Here is a 13,179-nt window from a genome sequence, read left to right as displayed (position 1 = left end):
TTCCGTTAGAATGGCGGCAGTGCTGTGACGCGAGCGTTCCGGGAGGAGTGACATGTCGGCTGAACCCATCAAGGGATCCGGGCAGTTCGGCGCGTCCGGACCGGCCGACGACTCCGACGCCGCCGCACGGGAAGCCGCCGCCGATCTGTTGCGGGCTCTCGCCTCCCCCACCCGCGTCGCGATCGTGCTCTCTCTGCGTGAGCGCGTCCAGTGTGTGCACGAACTCGTCGGCCACCTCGGTCTGAGCCAGCCGCTCGTCAGCCAGCACCTTCGCGTCCTCAAGGACGCCGGCGTCGTCCGCGGCCATCGCAACGGTCGCGAGATCACCTACGAACTGCTCGACGACCACGTCGCCCACATCGTCGTCGACGCACTGGTCCACGCGAACGAGACCAACCGCGGCCCGTCGGTGGTGTCCGAATGACCGGCGTCGAGGCATCCGGCCCGCAGCCGGTCACCGGAGTCCGTTCGACGCGCCAGCGCGCGGCCATCGCCGACGCCCTCGCCGGCACCGACGACTTCTGCTCGGCCCAGGAACTCCACGAGATCCTCAAGGGCCGAGGCGAGTCCATCGGCCTGACCACCGTGTATCGCAACCTGCAGGCCCTGAGCCAGGCCGGTCAGATCGACGTCCTGTGGGACGGGTCCGGCGAAACCCGGTACCGCCACTGCTCGTCGGGACACCACCATCACCTGGTGTGCCGCAACTGCGGAACCACCGTCGAGGTGCAGGCCGACCCGGTCGAGAAGTGGGCCGCGACCATCGCCGCCGAACACGGCTTCACCGACATCAATCACACGGTCGAGGTCTTCGGCCTGTGCGCGAACTGCCAAGGGTGCCAGCGCAACTGACGCAGCGTGGAGCGACCTCAGTCCGGAAGTGCTACGTCGCCACCAGTCGCTCGGCGGCGTCGACCCCGGCGGCGAGTACGATGTGCAGGACCGTCAGCAGCGGCAGGTCGTCGAGTCGGCCCGCTGGAAATGTGTAGTACTGCAACACGTCTGTCGTGACACCGGCCGGATCGGACCGACGCAGACTCCCGAAGCTCAACTGAGCGCCGAAGGCCTCCACGTCGTCGCGCAGGGTCGGGGTGTTGGGCAGGTCCATGGCCACCATCTGGGTCACGGCGAGGACGTCGAGGCCGTCCGACAGCGTCAGCACCCGGATCGATGCACGCGTCGGACCGACCTGCACCACAACCGATTCCGCGTCGGGTCGGTCGACGGGACCGAGCTCGGCCACGATGACGGCGGTACGTTCGAGCAGTGCGGCGGCATCGGTCACGACGGGTTCACCCCACCGAAGCGACGGTCGCGGGAGGCGTACTCGAGGCACGCGTCCCACAGGTCGCGGCGGTCGAAGTCGGGGAACAGCTTCTCCTGGTAGACCATCTCGGCGTAGGCCGACTGCCACAGCAGGAAGTTCGAGATGCGCTGTTCACCCGACGGACGCAGGAACAGGTCGACGTCGGGCATGTCGGGCTCGTCGAGGTAACGCGCGAAGGTCGACTCGGTGATGCGCTCGGGATCGATCTCGCCACGTGCGGCGCGACGGGCGATCTCACGGGCGGCGTCGGCGATCTCGGCGCGGCCACCGTAGTTGACGCACATCGTCAGCGTCATCACGGTGTTGTCCTTGGTCAGTTCCTCGGCGATCTCGAGTTCGCGGATGACGCTGCGCCACAGTCGGGGTCGGCGACCCGCCCAGCGGACACGAACGCCCATCTCGTGCATCTCGTCGCGGCGCCGGCGGATGACGTCGCGGTTGAAGCCCATCAGAAAACGCACCTCTTCGGGGCTGCGCGACCAGTTCTCGGTCGAGAAGGCGTAGGCCGACAGCCATCCGACGCCCAATTCGATGCAGCCGCAGACGGTGTCCATCAGGACGGCCTCACCGCGCTTGTGTCCTTCGGTTCGCGGCAGTCCGCGGTCGGTGGCCCAGCGCCCGTTGCCGTCCATCACCAGAGCCACGTGTTTGGGCACGAACTGGGCGGGAATGGCCGGGGGCCGAGCACCGCTGGGATGGGGATCCGGGGCACGAACCTCCGTACGTGGGCTCGTCGGCTTGCGTCCCTTCGACGAACTACCCGGCCGCAACGCCATCGTCGACTCTCCTCACCCCGTCGTCCACCACTGGTTCGACACCCGTTTCCATCAGCCTATGAGGCGCCGTGCGTTCGATGAGCGGCAGGGTTCGAAGCTGACGTTCGAGATGCCATTGCAGATGCGCGGCGGTGAGGCCGCTGGCCTGGCGGCGCAGGGAGTTCGACGATTCCTCCACGTGTTCCCACTGACCGCGGAACAGCGCGTCCATGAGGTCGAGCACGCCGGGCGACGGGGTGGCCGAGCCGGGTGGCCGGCAGTGCAGGCACACCGCCCCGCCGGCGGCGACGTGGAAGGCCCGGTGCGGACCGGGGTTGGCGCAGCGCGCACATTCCTCCAGCGCGGGCATCCAGCCGGCGCTGTACATGGCGCGCAGCAGGTAGGCGTCGAGGATCAGTTCCCGCGGCCGACGGTCCTCGGCCAGCGCCTGCAACGCACCCACCGTGAGGCGGTGCAGCTGGCGGGTGGGTGCGCGTTCCTCACCCGCCAGCCGCTCGGCGGTCTCGAGGACCGCGCAGGCCGTCGTGTAGCGCCCGTAATCGGCGACGATCGCGTCGGTGAGGGCGTGCAGGCTGTGCACCTGGGTGACGACGTCGAGGCTGCGACCCGGGTACAGATGCACGTCGATGTGGGCGAAGGGTTCGAGACGGGCGCCGAACTTCGACCGTGTCCGGCGCACCCCCTTGGCGACCGCGCGCACGAGCCCGTGCTCCGCGGTCAGCAGGGTGATGATGCGGTCGGCTTCGCCCAGCTTGTGCTGGCGGAGCACGACGGCCTCATCCCGGTAGAACCTCACCCGCCGATTGTCCCACCGTCCACCGACACCGCCGACCCCGACATGCCCTTCCGATACGCCCTTCGCAAGCTCGGGTCTACTCGAGCAGCAGTGGGTCAGCGCGGGCTGATGTCGAACGAGGTGAGCGGACGCAGCAGCGACCGTTTCTTCTCGACGTGGCCGCCCATCCGGTCGAGGATCGAGGTGAGCGCCTCGATGGCCTCGACGATGTACGGACCTTTGTTCAACATGACCCCCTCGGCACGGCGGCTCATCGCGGCGTCGGTGACCTCAGCACGAGACGGAACACCCTTCTTCGCCAGGCCGTCGAGAACCTGCGTGGCCCAGATGACCGGAATGTGCGCGGCCTCGCAGAGCCACAGGATCTCCTCCTGCACCTCGGCCAGCCGGCCGAACCCGACCTCCACGGCGAGGTCCCCTCGCGCGATCATCACGCCGACCGCATCCCATCGCATCGCCTCGAAGAGCATCTGCGGCAGCGATTCGAACGCGGCGCGGGTCTCGACCTTGAGCACGATCCCGACGTTCCGGGCGTCGAGGCGCTCGAGTTCGGCGATGAGGTCGGCGACATCCTCCGGCGACCGGACGAACGAGAAGTTGACCATGTCCGCGTGCGTCGCCACGAACTCGAGAGCTGCGCGGTCCTCCGGTGTCAGCGCGGGGATGTGGAGAGTGGTGTCCGGGAGGTTGACGCCCTTCTCGGCTCGCAGTTTGGTGCCCTTCGGGCCGGCGCGTTCGATGTCGACGACGATCTCGTCGTCGAACCTCTCGCGCACGCGTCCGGCGATCTTCCCGTCGTCGAACAGCACTCGGTGCCCCGGTTCGACATCGTCGAAGGCGTTCCCGAGTTCGCATCCGATCCGATGTGGTCCGACTCTGGTCGCGGGTGAGGGCGCGAGGTCACGCTGGAGTCGGATCTCGTCGCCGGTGCGGATCAGCAGATGCTGGCGCTTCTCCGGCAAATCCCCGACGACGAGAGCCTTTCCGCGGAGCCGTTTTCCCGTGATCGACGCCCCGGTCCGGTAGTAGACGGTGCGATCGCATTCGCCGTCGATCCCGGCCTCGGACACCGCGACGACGTCCAGGCGTCGACGGCGACCGCGTGCGTCGCGAAGCCGGAGTCGGTCGCCCTGGCACACCGCGCCGAGGTCGTCGACCGGGATGATCGCGTCGATGCCGTCGGGCAGGGCGTGATCGGGATCGGGCGGGGTCGTACTCATCCGCACCCGTGATCGGCGTTCGACGGTCCCGTCGTCGGCTCGGACGGGTTTCACCTTCACGACCTTCGGTCCCGGCTCGAGCGGTCCGGTGCGGAGTTTGGGCCCGGCCAGATCCATCGCGACACGCACGCGCCCGGGGAGTCCGCGCACCGACTCGATCATCCGCGCCCATCCGGCGGGTCCGTCGTGGGCGCAGTTCACCCGTGCCACATCCATCCCGGCCTCGCCCATGCGTCGCACCAGATCCGGGTCGTCGGCGGCCTGGGTCGGCATCGTGACCATCACCCGGCTGGCTCGTCTACCGTGCTCGTCGCCGGGCCGGTCGGCGGTCACGTCGTCGGCCCCACCCGGGTGCACGCTGCCCAACAACTGGTCGCGGTTGGCGCCGAGAACCCGTACCCCGTCGGAGAGATCACCCCAGATCGGGTGTCTACGTCTGCCTGCGGCGAGGGCGTCGACGGTCTCGATGACCGTCTCGATCCAGGAGTAGACGATCGATTCCATCCGGCCGAGACTCGACAACCCGTGGGCGGCCATCGACGACTGCAGCGGACGCAGATCCCGCCGTCGCACCGTGACGTAGTGCACGAGGTTGCGCGCGCTCTGCCGATGCTGTTCGGCCACCGCGGAGATCAGCGGCCCCGCGAGCTCCTCCGCACGGTCGAGCTCGTCCCGCAGGTCGTGCAAAGCGGCCGACATCTCCGCGATCGACATCTCCACCGACGTACCCATGCATCCACCGTGCCAGGTTTCCGCGCAAGGGGGCGGGGCGTAGAACCCGGTCAGCCCGCGTTGACGATCTTGTCGAGCTTCGGCGGGAGCGTCATGCCACCCGGGTAGCGGTGCCAACCCTTGCGGTCGTAGTACTTGGTGCCGAGCAGACCCAGCAGCACGCCGAGGAGCAGGCCGATGAAGCACTGGACGACCGACCGCGCGAGCCCGGCGGACAGGTCGGCGTCGAAGTACAGGACCGACCGAACGCCGAGGTAGATGACGTGCATCGGCTCGATCGCCGCGATCCACTCGAAGAACCGCGGACTCGCCTCGAGCGGCAGTGTTCCGCCCGACGACGGCAGGCCGAACACGACGAAGAACACGAGGTTGAACAGCAGGCCGGCGTTGCCGAACACGGCCATCATCGCGCTCGCGCTCACCCCGACCGCGAAGATCGCGAGGATCGAGATCAGCCACAGCACGAAGGCGTTCGGCAGTGACGTACCCACCCACGAGCCCACCGCGATGAACAGGGTCGAGAGCACCACCGAGACGAGGAACATGATGGTCCACTTGGCGGCGAGCGTCGCCCAGCGGCTGATCGCGAGACGTTCGCGGAGTTGGTAGAACGGGCCGTACTCGATGGGCGTCTGACCGAGCATGCCGTCGACGACGATGCTCACCATCATCGCGCCGGTGAAGCCGGCCAGCACCAGGAGCAGCGTGAGGTAGAACGCCGACAATCCGTTTCCGGCGCCCTGCGGCAGCGGCGTCGGCTCCGACACCGAGACCGAGACCGGACTCGCCAGCGCGAGCTGAGCGGCACCGGTGAACGTGACGTCGTTGCGGTCGAGCTGCTCGCGCACCTGCGCGGTCAGCTGCTGCCCGACCTCGGCGTTGACCCGCGTGGTCACCTGCTCGGCGAACGTCGTGGTGATCGACGACGCGAAGGCGCCGGACCCGCGGTTGATGAAGATGTCGATGGCGGGGCGCGTCGGCTGCGCCGGGAGCACCGTCGAACGTCCCAGCGCGACTGCACGATTGGTGAAGTTCGAACCGATGATGACGACGCCGTACACCTTGCCGCTGTTCAGTTCGCCGAGAGCGGTCGACCGATCGGTGCGCCGGACGACGATGCCGTTGTCGGCGGCCGAGGAGATGATGCCGTCGGCGACCTGATCGCCGAAGTTCTGCTCGGTGGCCTTGCCGTCGGCGCCGGTCACCTCGCCGCCGGAGTCCTCGTTGACGAGGGCGATCGGGAAGTCGTGGAGGTGGCGCTGCGGGTCGACGACGGCCGACATGTACAGCGCGGCCATGAGCGAGAACAGCACCGCGACGAGGATCAGCGGAGCGAGCCAGAACCGGGGCGATCCGAGCACCCCGGCGATGGTCCGTCCGGTCGGTTCCTCGACCTCCGGCGCCTCGTGCGCTCCGCGACCTGTGTCGGAGGTCTCCTGCGACTCGTGCGTTCCCATCGACGTACCTCCCCCGCGGCCCTTGTCCGCGAGGACGGTGCCGTCAATCTTCTCGTCTAGAAGCCCAGTCGGCGGAGCTGCTTGGGGTCGCGTTGCCAGTCCTTCGCGACCTTCACGTGCAGATCCAGGTAGACCTTGGTCCCCAGCAACCGCTCGATCTGTGCGCGCGCAACTGTACCGACCTCTTTCAGGCGCGCTCCCTTGCGCCCGATGATGATGCCCTTCTGGCTGTCCCGCTCGACGAAGAGCACCGCGTGGACGTCGACCATCGGCGGCTGGTCCGGTCGCCGGTCCTCGCGGTCGATGACCTCCTCGATCACCACGGCGAGCGAATGCGGCAGCTCGTCGTGGACGCCCTCGAGCGCGGCCTCGCGGATGAACTCGGCCATGAGGACCTGCTCGGGTTCGTCGGTGAGCTCACCGTCGGGATAGAACGCCGGGCCCTCTTCCATGAGGCTGACGAGCAGGTCGCTCAGGACGTCGAGTTGCTTGCCCGACTTGGCCGACACGGGCACCACCTCGGCGTCGGGGCCGAGGAGTTCGGAGAGCGCCATGAGCTGTTTGGCGACCTGTTCGGGGCCGACCCGGTCGATCTTGGTGACGACGCCGAGAAGCGTGGTGCGCGGAGCCATCTCGCGGACCTGCGAGATGATCCAGCGGTCGCCGGGGCCGATCGCCTCGTCGGCCGGGATGCAGACGCCGATCACGTCGACCTCGGAGTACGTGTCGCGGACCAGCTCGTTGAGCCGCTTGCCGAGCAGGGTGCGCGGCCGGTGCAGTCCCGGGGTGTCGACGAGGATGAGCTGCGCGTCGGGCCGGTTGACGATGCCGCGGATGGTGTGGCGTGTGGTCTGCGGCCGGTTGGAGGTGATCGCGATCTTCTCCCCCACCAACGCGTTGGTGAGCGTCGACTTGCCGGTGTTGGGGCGGCCGACGAAACAGACGAAGCCGGAACGGAACTCGGGGGCGGACTCAGACATCGGCGCCGCCGAGTCGCTGCTGCGGCCGGCCGGCGGCATCGGTGACGTACGTGTAGGCCTGCGGGCTCAGTTCGTGCAGGGTCGCGAGACCGGGATCGTCGGAGTCGCCGTTGACGAGCACCGCCGCTTCGAAGGCGGTGGCCCCACTCGAGATCGCCGAGGCGACCGCGACCTGCAGGCCGCTGAGCGTGAGGGTCTTGGTGCGGACCTCGGCGCCCGCATAGGTGCGACCGTCGCCGTCACGAACGGCTGCTCCGGAACGCGCCTCGGCACGCGCGAGTGCTCCGCGTGCGAGCACCACGAGCTTCTGATCCTCGTCGGCGAGGGTCTCGGTCACTGATTCATCCTTGCTGTCGGTTGCTCGTGGTTGTTGCGGTGGGCCTCGTCCTCGTGTTCGCGGGCCGCGGTGCGGTCATGGCGACCCTGCCGGCCGGAATGCCCTCGACCACCGGAGGATTCGTGGCGCTGCGAATCCTGGCCGTCGGCACCGGACCCGGGGACGCGCGTGACGAGGACCGTGATGATGCGTTGGCGTCCCTTGCGATTGGGACCGCCCTCGGCCACGAGCTGCAGGCCGTGTGACTTGACCCGGGCCCCGGGCAGCGGGACCCGGCCGAGTTCGAGCGCGACGAGTCCGCCGACCGTCTCGACCTCTTCCTCCTCGATCTCGACGTCGAACAGCTCGCCGAGATCCTCGACAGGAAGGCGCGCCGACACACGGTACGATCCGTCGCCGAGATCCTCGACGGGTGCGAGTTCGTCGGTGTCGTATTCGTCGGTGATCTCGCCGACGATCTCCTCGAGGACGTCCTCGATCGTCACCAGCCCGGCGATGCCGCCGTACTCGTCGACGAGGATCGCCATGTGGTTGCGCGTGAGCTGCATGTCGGCGAGAACCTTGTCGAGCGGCTTGGAATCCGGGATGAACTCCGCGTCGCGCATGATGTCGGAGACGCGCAGCGTGGTCGGGTCGGTCCGCGTGGCGACCGTCCGCTGGACCATGTCCTTGAGGTAGACGATCCCCAGCACGTCGTCGGTGTTCTCGCCGATGACCGGGATACGCGAATGCCCCGACCGTGTCGCGAGATTGGTGGCCTGCAGGACGTTCTTGTCGGCCTCGATCCAGACCATCTCCGGCCGCGGCACCATGACCTCGCGTGCGCTGGTGTCGCCGAGATCGAAGACCGAGTGGATCATCCGGCGCTCGTCGGCGGCCACCACACCCCGCGCCTCGGCGAGGTCGACGACCTCGCGCAGCTCGATCTCGGTGGCGAACGGGCCGTTTCGGAAGCCGCGGCCCGGGGTCAGGGCGTTACCGATGAGGATCAGCAGGCGGGTCACCGGCTTCAGCAGGATGCCCAGCGCCGACAACAGGTACGACGTCGACAGCGCGATCGTGTACGCGTGCTGGCGGCCGAGGGTGCGCGGCCCGACGCCCATGGCGACATAGGAGATGACCGTCATGGCGGTGATCGCCACGACGAGACCCCAACCGACGCCGAGCCATCGGGTCGCCGCCACGGCGATCAGTGCGGCGGCCGCGGCCTCGCAGGCCACTCGCAGCAGGACCACGAGCCCGAGGTAGGTGGCGCGGGAGTCGAGGATGATCGCGAGGCGGCGTGCGCCGGCCCGACCTTCCCGGACCATGTCGTCGACGCGGGCGTTGGAGACAGTCGAGACCGCGGTGTCGACTGCGGCGAACAAACCGCCGAGCCCGATCAGTACGACTGCGGCCACGATGAACCAATAGTCGGAGGGCACGCTCAGTCCTCCTCGGACCGTCCGGTCGTCCCCGCGTCCCCGGACCCCGCTTCGGTTCCGGTGAATCCGATGTTGGACAGCAGCCGCGAATCACGGTCGGTCTGGCGCTGATCCTGCGCGCGCCGGTGCCGGTCGGCGTAGAAGGCGTCGAGGATCTCGTTCTGCAGCCCGAACATCTCGCGCTCTTCCTCGGGCTCGGCGTGGTCGTAGCCGAGGAGATGGAGCACGCCGTGGATGGTGAGCATCGCGAGTTCGTGCTCGAAGGAGCGCCGCGCTTCGCGAGCCTGCTTCCGGGCGAACTCGGGACACAGCACGATGTCGCCGAGGATCGCCGGACCGAGATCGGTGGCGTCGGGACGGCCGCCCGGGACGAGCTCGTCCATCGGGAAGCTCATCACATCGGTGGGTCCGGGAAGATCCATCCACTGCACGTGCATGTCGGCCATGGTGTCCTCGTCGACGCAGAGGACCGACAGCAGCGCGCCGGGGTTCACGTCCATCGCGTTCACCGCGAACCGCGCGGCGTCGATGATCAGCTCGGCCGGGACCTCGACCCCGGACTCGTTGGCCAGTTCGATGCTCATGAGCGACGCCCCTGAGAAGCCGCACGACGCGCCGCGCGGTTGCCGCCGATCGCGGCGTCGATGCGTGCACCGGTGCGCTGATTCTCCTCCGCGCGACCGTAGGCGTCGACGATGTCGGCGACCAGGCGGTGCCGGACGACGTCCTGGCTGGTGAGCCGGGAGAAGTGGATGTCGTCGATGCCCTCGAGGATCGCGGTCGCCGCCATCAGGCCGCTCTTCGCACCGCCCGGGAGGTCGACCTGGGTCACGTCACCGGTGACGACCACCTTGGAGCCGAAGCCCAGGCGCGTCAGGAACATCTTCATCTGCTCGCTCGTCGTGTTCTGCGCCTCGTCGAGGATGATGAAGGCGTCGTTGAGCGTGCGGCCGCGCATGTAGGCCAGCGGAGCCACCTCGATGACCCCGGCTGCCATCAGCTTCGGGATCGCCTCGGGGTCCATCATGTCGTGCAGGGCGTCGTACAACGGACGCAGATACGGGTCGATCTTCTCGCTCAGCGTGCCCGGCAGGAAGCCCAGGCGTTCGCCGGCCTCGACGGCCGGGCGGGTGAGGATGATGCGGTTGACCGACTTCGACTGCAGGGCCTGCACGGCCTTGGCCATCGCGAGATAGGTCTTGCCGGTGCCGGCCGGACCCAGCCCGAACACGATGGTGTTGTCGTCGATGGCGTCGACGTAGTGTTTCTGGTTCAGCGTCTTGGGCCGGATCGTCTTGCCGCGGCGCGAGAGGATGTCCAGCGACAGCACCTCGGCGGGCGATTCCTGGCCGCCGTCGGAGAGCATCGACACGCTGTGCCGGACGAGGTCCGGGGTCAGCGGGGTGCCACGTCCGACGAGGTCGGTGAGTTCGGCGATGACGCGTTCGGAGGCGGCGACATCGGCGGGCTCGCCGGTCAACGTCACCTGGTTGCCGCGCACGTGGATGTCGGCGGGAAGCAGCTGCTCGAGCGTCCGAAGGTTGACGTCACTGGCGCCGAGCAGCCCGAACACCACTCCGGGAGAGACTTCGACGGTGGATGTGACCCCAGACCGGCGCGGCTGCGTTCGGCTGGATTGCCCGCTCGGGTCGGGGTTGTCGTCACTCACGTATGAAATCACTCCTGGTGGTCTGCGGTTGTGGCCTGCGGGCGTCCGTCACTTCGCAGTGAGGATTCACTGAAGGAAACGCGCAGTTGTGTGGTCAGTGTATCGCTATGCAACGGCCGATCAGCAGGCAATATTTCCTGACCGTCTCAGCCCTCGACTGCCGGTTGGCCCATCGACGCCAACCGGCGCAGGGCCCGACCATCGACCAGCTCTGCGCGAGCCTCGGGGTTGAAGGCGTAGTAGTCGATGAAGTCGAGGATTGGCACGGCTCCGACGGCGAAGAGATCTGCGGTGACTCGAACGGATCGCTGAGCTTGCATATACCCAGGAGAAAAAGGGCCCCGGTAGAAGATCTCCACGCCGGCCCGTGCCCGATCCTTCAGGAAGATGTCGATCTCCGGGTTCTTGCCGTCCGCACGCGGAACGATGTCCGCAACATCGTCCCACTTGACCGTTTGCTTCAACCGAAACCCAGTGACGTCCAAACCGGCAGTCGAAACCTCGATGCACGGATATCGCAGCAGTCCCATCGCGAACCAGGCGAGGGCAATCACGGAGTAGGCGGCAATCGCGGCTGTGACCCAGGGGAAGATCAGCGCTTGCCCCGGGCTCATCGGAAAATCGAACTGCCCCAGCCACATACCGACAGCGAACAGGCCGGACGAAACCGCGATCAGCGTCAAAGACCCTCGATACGCCATCCGAAGTCGACGCGATGTCGCGAACCTGATCCCGCCCGGTATCGAATCAGCCGCCCCTGGAGCTGCGGTGGACCGAGCACGGTTCTTCAGCACGAGCCCTGACGCACAGAGCACTGCTGCGCAAGTAGCAGACGCGCAAATATAGAACGCTGCGTCCGAATAGCGACCGTCAGCCAGCGATCTCGTCAGGTGCCACAGCCAGAAAAGTCCGAGAGCTCCAAAGATGATCAGGGCGACGCATGTCCATCGGGTTTGTCTGCGAATCCTGTCCCATTCCGGCACGGCCTGATCATCAGTCATAACAGACAGCCCTTCCCAATTCCGAGCCAAGAAATCCGAACAACCAAGACCCTGCGACAGTGCCGAGTCCAGCCGCCGCTACATCGACGACGGGGATGGGCACCATGCCGCCCGCAGCTCCTAGCGCAGTGCCACCGACGGCGCTAGCCAACCCCGAGATCGCCGCCTGGCACTTCTGATCTGGTTCGTCCACAGTCGCCACGTCATAGAGCGCGAGGCCGACTCCTAAGCCATAGCCCCCGAACTTCGCACCCGCTTTGATGTTCTGGAACTGGTTCTTCGACAGAGTAGGGAGCTCCTTCTTTAGCGCGTTGTCGCTATGTTCGTCGGCCCCTGCCAAGACTCCGCCAACTGTTGTCAACGCCGGGTGTGAAAAGAAACTACTATCCAGCGGTTGCGCTTCCTCGGATACTCCGTTCGCCAGGACCTCACCACTGATGGCCCGTCCGTCTTCGCCGTAGAGCACCGAGACCAACGTTTTGTCGGCATACCTTGTCGACACCATGGTCCGGCCATTGAGCCAATCCGTCGCACTGGTACTCCACACGAGTTCTCCTCTCGGGTCGTACCGTTCCTCCGTCCAAAGCACCCCGCGGGACTGACCGATTTCGGTCCTGACCACTCGGCTTCCGTCTTGCATGATCAGCGTCGTGAATTCTTGGCCGTCCGAATCCACACCCGTGGTTGTCTCGGCCACCGTCACCGATGCATCTGCTTCGGATACGGAACGCTGATAAAGCTTCCCGGGTAGCGTAGCCGGGTCAGGAACGTCGTCTTCAGGCTCCATGAGCCAGGGGGCCACCTGAGGTATCGAAGATGATCGCATCTCGAAACCCGCACTGTGAGCGGCACTCTGCAGACTTTCGGACACCGAATCATCCGCCTGACCCATCGCCGTCACCAGAGGGTTCAACTGCTCCTGCAGATTGTCCCTTTCCGCGAAGAGTTCCTTTGCACGTACGCGAGTCATCGGCATCGGACGAAGTGTGATGGCCCAATGGTCATGAACCAGGAAAAGTTTGCTGCCCTCGACCTCGGCAACCTTGCCCATGAGCTTGTCCTCAGCAGAGGTCAACGTCCAATACCCCTGAGTCAAGGAATCGACGAGACGGTCAGCCAGCTTCCCGATCTCTCCCGTTTGGCCTCGTGCACGCCCGAACGCAGCTGTCGCTGCGGCGTGGCCCGGGCCGTCCCAGGCGCGGACGGCTGGTAGCGCCTCGCACGAGCTTTCGATGTCGCGACCGGCCTTCTCGATGGCGGCACCCCTGGTTCTCACCGTGTCCGCAGCAGCCGTGATGGGCCCGAAATTCCAACCCGTCAATCGGGCGCGCGAAGGGATCATGGTTTGAAGGAGGCATCGATCTTGGACTTCAGATCATCATCTGTCATCTCGTAATTGCCCGCAGCTCCCCTGGCTGCACCCGCCAACTCGTCGAAGCTCTGGGAGACAGCGCCGACGA

At 66.8% G+C, this 13,179-nt stretch carries 14 protein-coding genes; 2 read left to right on the top strand and 12 right to left on the bottom strand.

From position 1 onward, the window contains the following. Window positions 1-52: 52 nt before the first annotated feature. Window positions 53-424, top strand: coding sequence for an ArsR/SmtB family transcription factor (locus GOALK_RS00075; RefSeq protein ID WP_006356731.1), 372 nt, complete (start codon window positions 53-55; stop codon window positions 422-424). Continuing rightward, window positions 421-852, top strand: a complete 432-nt coding sequence (locus GOALK_RS00070) for a Fur family transcriptional regulator (RefSeq protein WP_005199285.1) — start codon at window positions 421-423, stop codon at window positions 850-852. The genes GOALK_RS00075 and GOALK_RS00070 overlap by 4 nt, the downstream gene beginning before the upstream one ends. 31 nt (window positions 853-883) lie before the next feature. Here the strand turns inward: GOALK_RS00070 and GOALK_RS00065 are convergent, their stop codons facing one another. The 12 genes from GOALK_RS00065 to GOALK_RS00010 form a co-directional block, all read right to left on the bottom strand. Then, window positions 884-1,285 carry a hypothetical protein gene (locus GOALK_RS00065; RefSeq protein ID WP_006356730.1) on the bottom strand — a complete coding sequence of 134 codons (402 nt, stop codon included), beginning with the start codon at window positions 1,283-1,285 and terminating at the stop codon, window positions 884-886. Further along, window positions 1,282-2,103 carry an isoprenyl transferase gene (locus tag GOALK_RS00060; protein WP_006356729.1) on the bottom strand — a complete coding sequence of 274 codons (822 nt, stop codon included), beginning with the start codon at window positions 2,101-2,103 and terminating at the stop codon, window positions 1,282-1,284. The genes GOALK_RS00065 and GOALK_RS00060 overlap by 4 nt, the downstream gene beginning before the upstream one ends. Beyond that, window positions 2,084-2,899 carry a DNA repair protein RecO gene (gene recO / locus GOALK_RS00055; protein WP_035751313.1) on the bottom strand — a complete coding sequence of 272 codons (816 nt, stop codon included), beginning with the start codon at window positions 2,897-2,899 and terminating at the stop codon, window positions 2,084-2,086. Before recO ends, GOALK_RS00060 begins: the two co-directional genes overlap by 20 nt. Window positions 2,900-2,994: 95 nt before the next feature. Next, a complete protein-coding gene (locus tag GOALK_RS00050) occupies window positions 2,995-4,851 on the bottom strand; it encodes a pyruvate kinase (protein WP_006356727.1) in 1,857 nt (618 codons plus the stop codon). A gap of 50 nt (window positions 4,852-4,901) precedes the next feature. Continuing rightward, window positions 4,902-6,308 carry a YhgE/Pip domain-containing protein gene (locus tag GOALK_RS00045; RefSeq protein WP_006356726.1) on the bottom strand — a complete coding sequence of 469 codons (1,407 nt, stop codon included), beginning with the start codon at window positions 6,306-6,308 and terminating at the stop codon, window positions 4,902-4,904. A 56-nt stretch (window positions 6,309-6,364) separates the two neighbouring features. Then, window positions 6,365-7,288: a GTPase Era gene (era, locus tag GOALK_RS00040; protein WP_006356725.1), complete on the bottom strand. Its 924-nt coding sequence runs from the start codon at window positions 7,286-7,288 to the stop codon at window positions 6,365-6,367. Continuing rightward, the gene (locus GOALK_RS00035) at window positions 7,281-7,625 is read right to left on the bottom strand and encodes a cytidine deaminase-like protein (RefSeq protein WP_006356724.1); all 345 of its coding nucleotides are present in this window, start codon (window positions 7,623-7,625) and stop codon (window positions 7,281-7,283) included. The genes era and GOALK_RS00035 overlap by 8 nt, the downstream gene beginning before the upstream one ends. After that, window positions 7,622-9,049 carry a hemolysin family protein gene (locus GOALK_RS00030; protein WP_006356723.1) on the bottom strand — a complete coding sequence of 476 codons (1,428 nt, stop codon included), beginning with the start codon at window positions 9,047-9,049 and terminating at the stop codon, window positions 7,622-7,624. The genes GOALK_RS00035 and GOALK_RS00030 overlap by 4 nt, the downstream gene beginning before the upstream one ends. A gap of 2 nt (window positions 9,050-9,051) precedes the next feature. Next, window positions 9,052-9,633 (bottom strand): rRNA maturation RNase YbeY, encoded by a 582-nt coding sequence (gene ybeY / locus GOALK_RS00025; RefSeq protein WP_006356722.1) that lies wholly within the window; start codon window positions 9,631-9,633, stop codon window positions 9,052-9,054. After that, window positions 9,630-10,718, bottom strand: coding sequence for a PhoH family protein (locus tag GOALK_RS00020; protein WP_040003882.1), 1,089 nt, complete (start codon window positions 10,716-10,718; stop codon window positions 9,630-9,632). Before GOALK_RS00020 ends, ybeY begins: the two co-directional genes overlap by 4 nt. Before the next feature lie 146 nt (window positions 10,719-10,864). Further along, window positions 10,865-11,401, bottom strand: coding sequence for a hypothetical protein (locus tag GOALK_RS00015; RefSeq protein ID WP_231498879.1), 537 nt, complete (start codon window positions 11,399-11,401; stop codon window positions 10,865-10,867). A gap of 310 nt (window positions 11,402-11,711) precedes the next feature. After that, window positions 11,712-12,770: a hypothetical protein gene (locus GOALK_RS00010; protein ID WP_232283126.1), complete on the bottom strand. Its 1,059-nt coding sequence runs from the start codon at window positions 12,768-12,770 to the stop codon at window positions 11,712-11,714. Window positions 12,771-13,179 lie beyond the last annotated feature (409 nt).

Origin of the sequence: Gordonia alkanivorans NBRC 16433, from assembly GCF_000225505.1 — a bacterium.
GTDB lineage: Bacteria > Actinomycetota > Actinomycetes > Mycobacteriales > Mycobacteriaceae > Gordonia > Gordonia alkanivorans.
The sequence above is the reverse complement of the archived record's forward strand: the minus strand, read 5'-3'. Positions and strand labels throughout refer to the sequence as shown.

Excerpts from the sequence above, each read along its gene's own strand:
- GOALK_RS00075 (WP_006356731.1), top strand. The coding sequence starts at position 53 with ATGTCGGCTGAACCCATCAAGGGATCCGGGCAGTTCGGCGCGTCCGGA.
- GOALK_RS00070 (WP_005199285.1), top strand. The coding sequence starts at position 421 with ATGACCGGCGTCGAGGCATCCGGCCCGCAGCCGGTCACCGGAGTCCGT.
- GOALK_RS00060 (WP_006356729.1), bottom strand. The coding sequence starts at position 2,103 with ATGGCGTTGCGGCCGGGTAGTTCGTCGAAGGGACGCAAGCCGACGAGC.
- GOALK_RS00050 (WP_006356727.1), bottom strand. The coding sequence starts at position 4,851 with ATGGGTACGTCGGTGGAGATGTCGATCGCGGAGATGTCGGCCGCTTTG.
- GOALK_RS00045 (WP_006356726.1), bottom strand. The coding sequence starts at position 6,308 with ATGGGAACGCACGAGTCGCAGGAGACCTCCGACACAGGTCGCGGAGCG.
- era (WP_006356725.1), bottom strand. The coding sequence starts at position 7,288 with ATGTCTGAGTCCGCCCCCGAGTTCCGTTCCGGCTTCGTCTGTTTCGTC.
- ybeY (WP_006356722.1), bottom strand. The coding sequence starts at position 9,633 with ATGAGCATCGAACTGGCCAACGAGTCCGGGGTCGAGGTCCCGGCCGAG.
- GOALK_RS00010 (WP_232283126.1), bottom strand. The coding sequence starts at position 12,770 with ATGGGCAAGGTTGCCGAGGTCGAGGGCAGCAAACTTTTCCTGGTTCAT.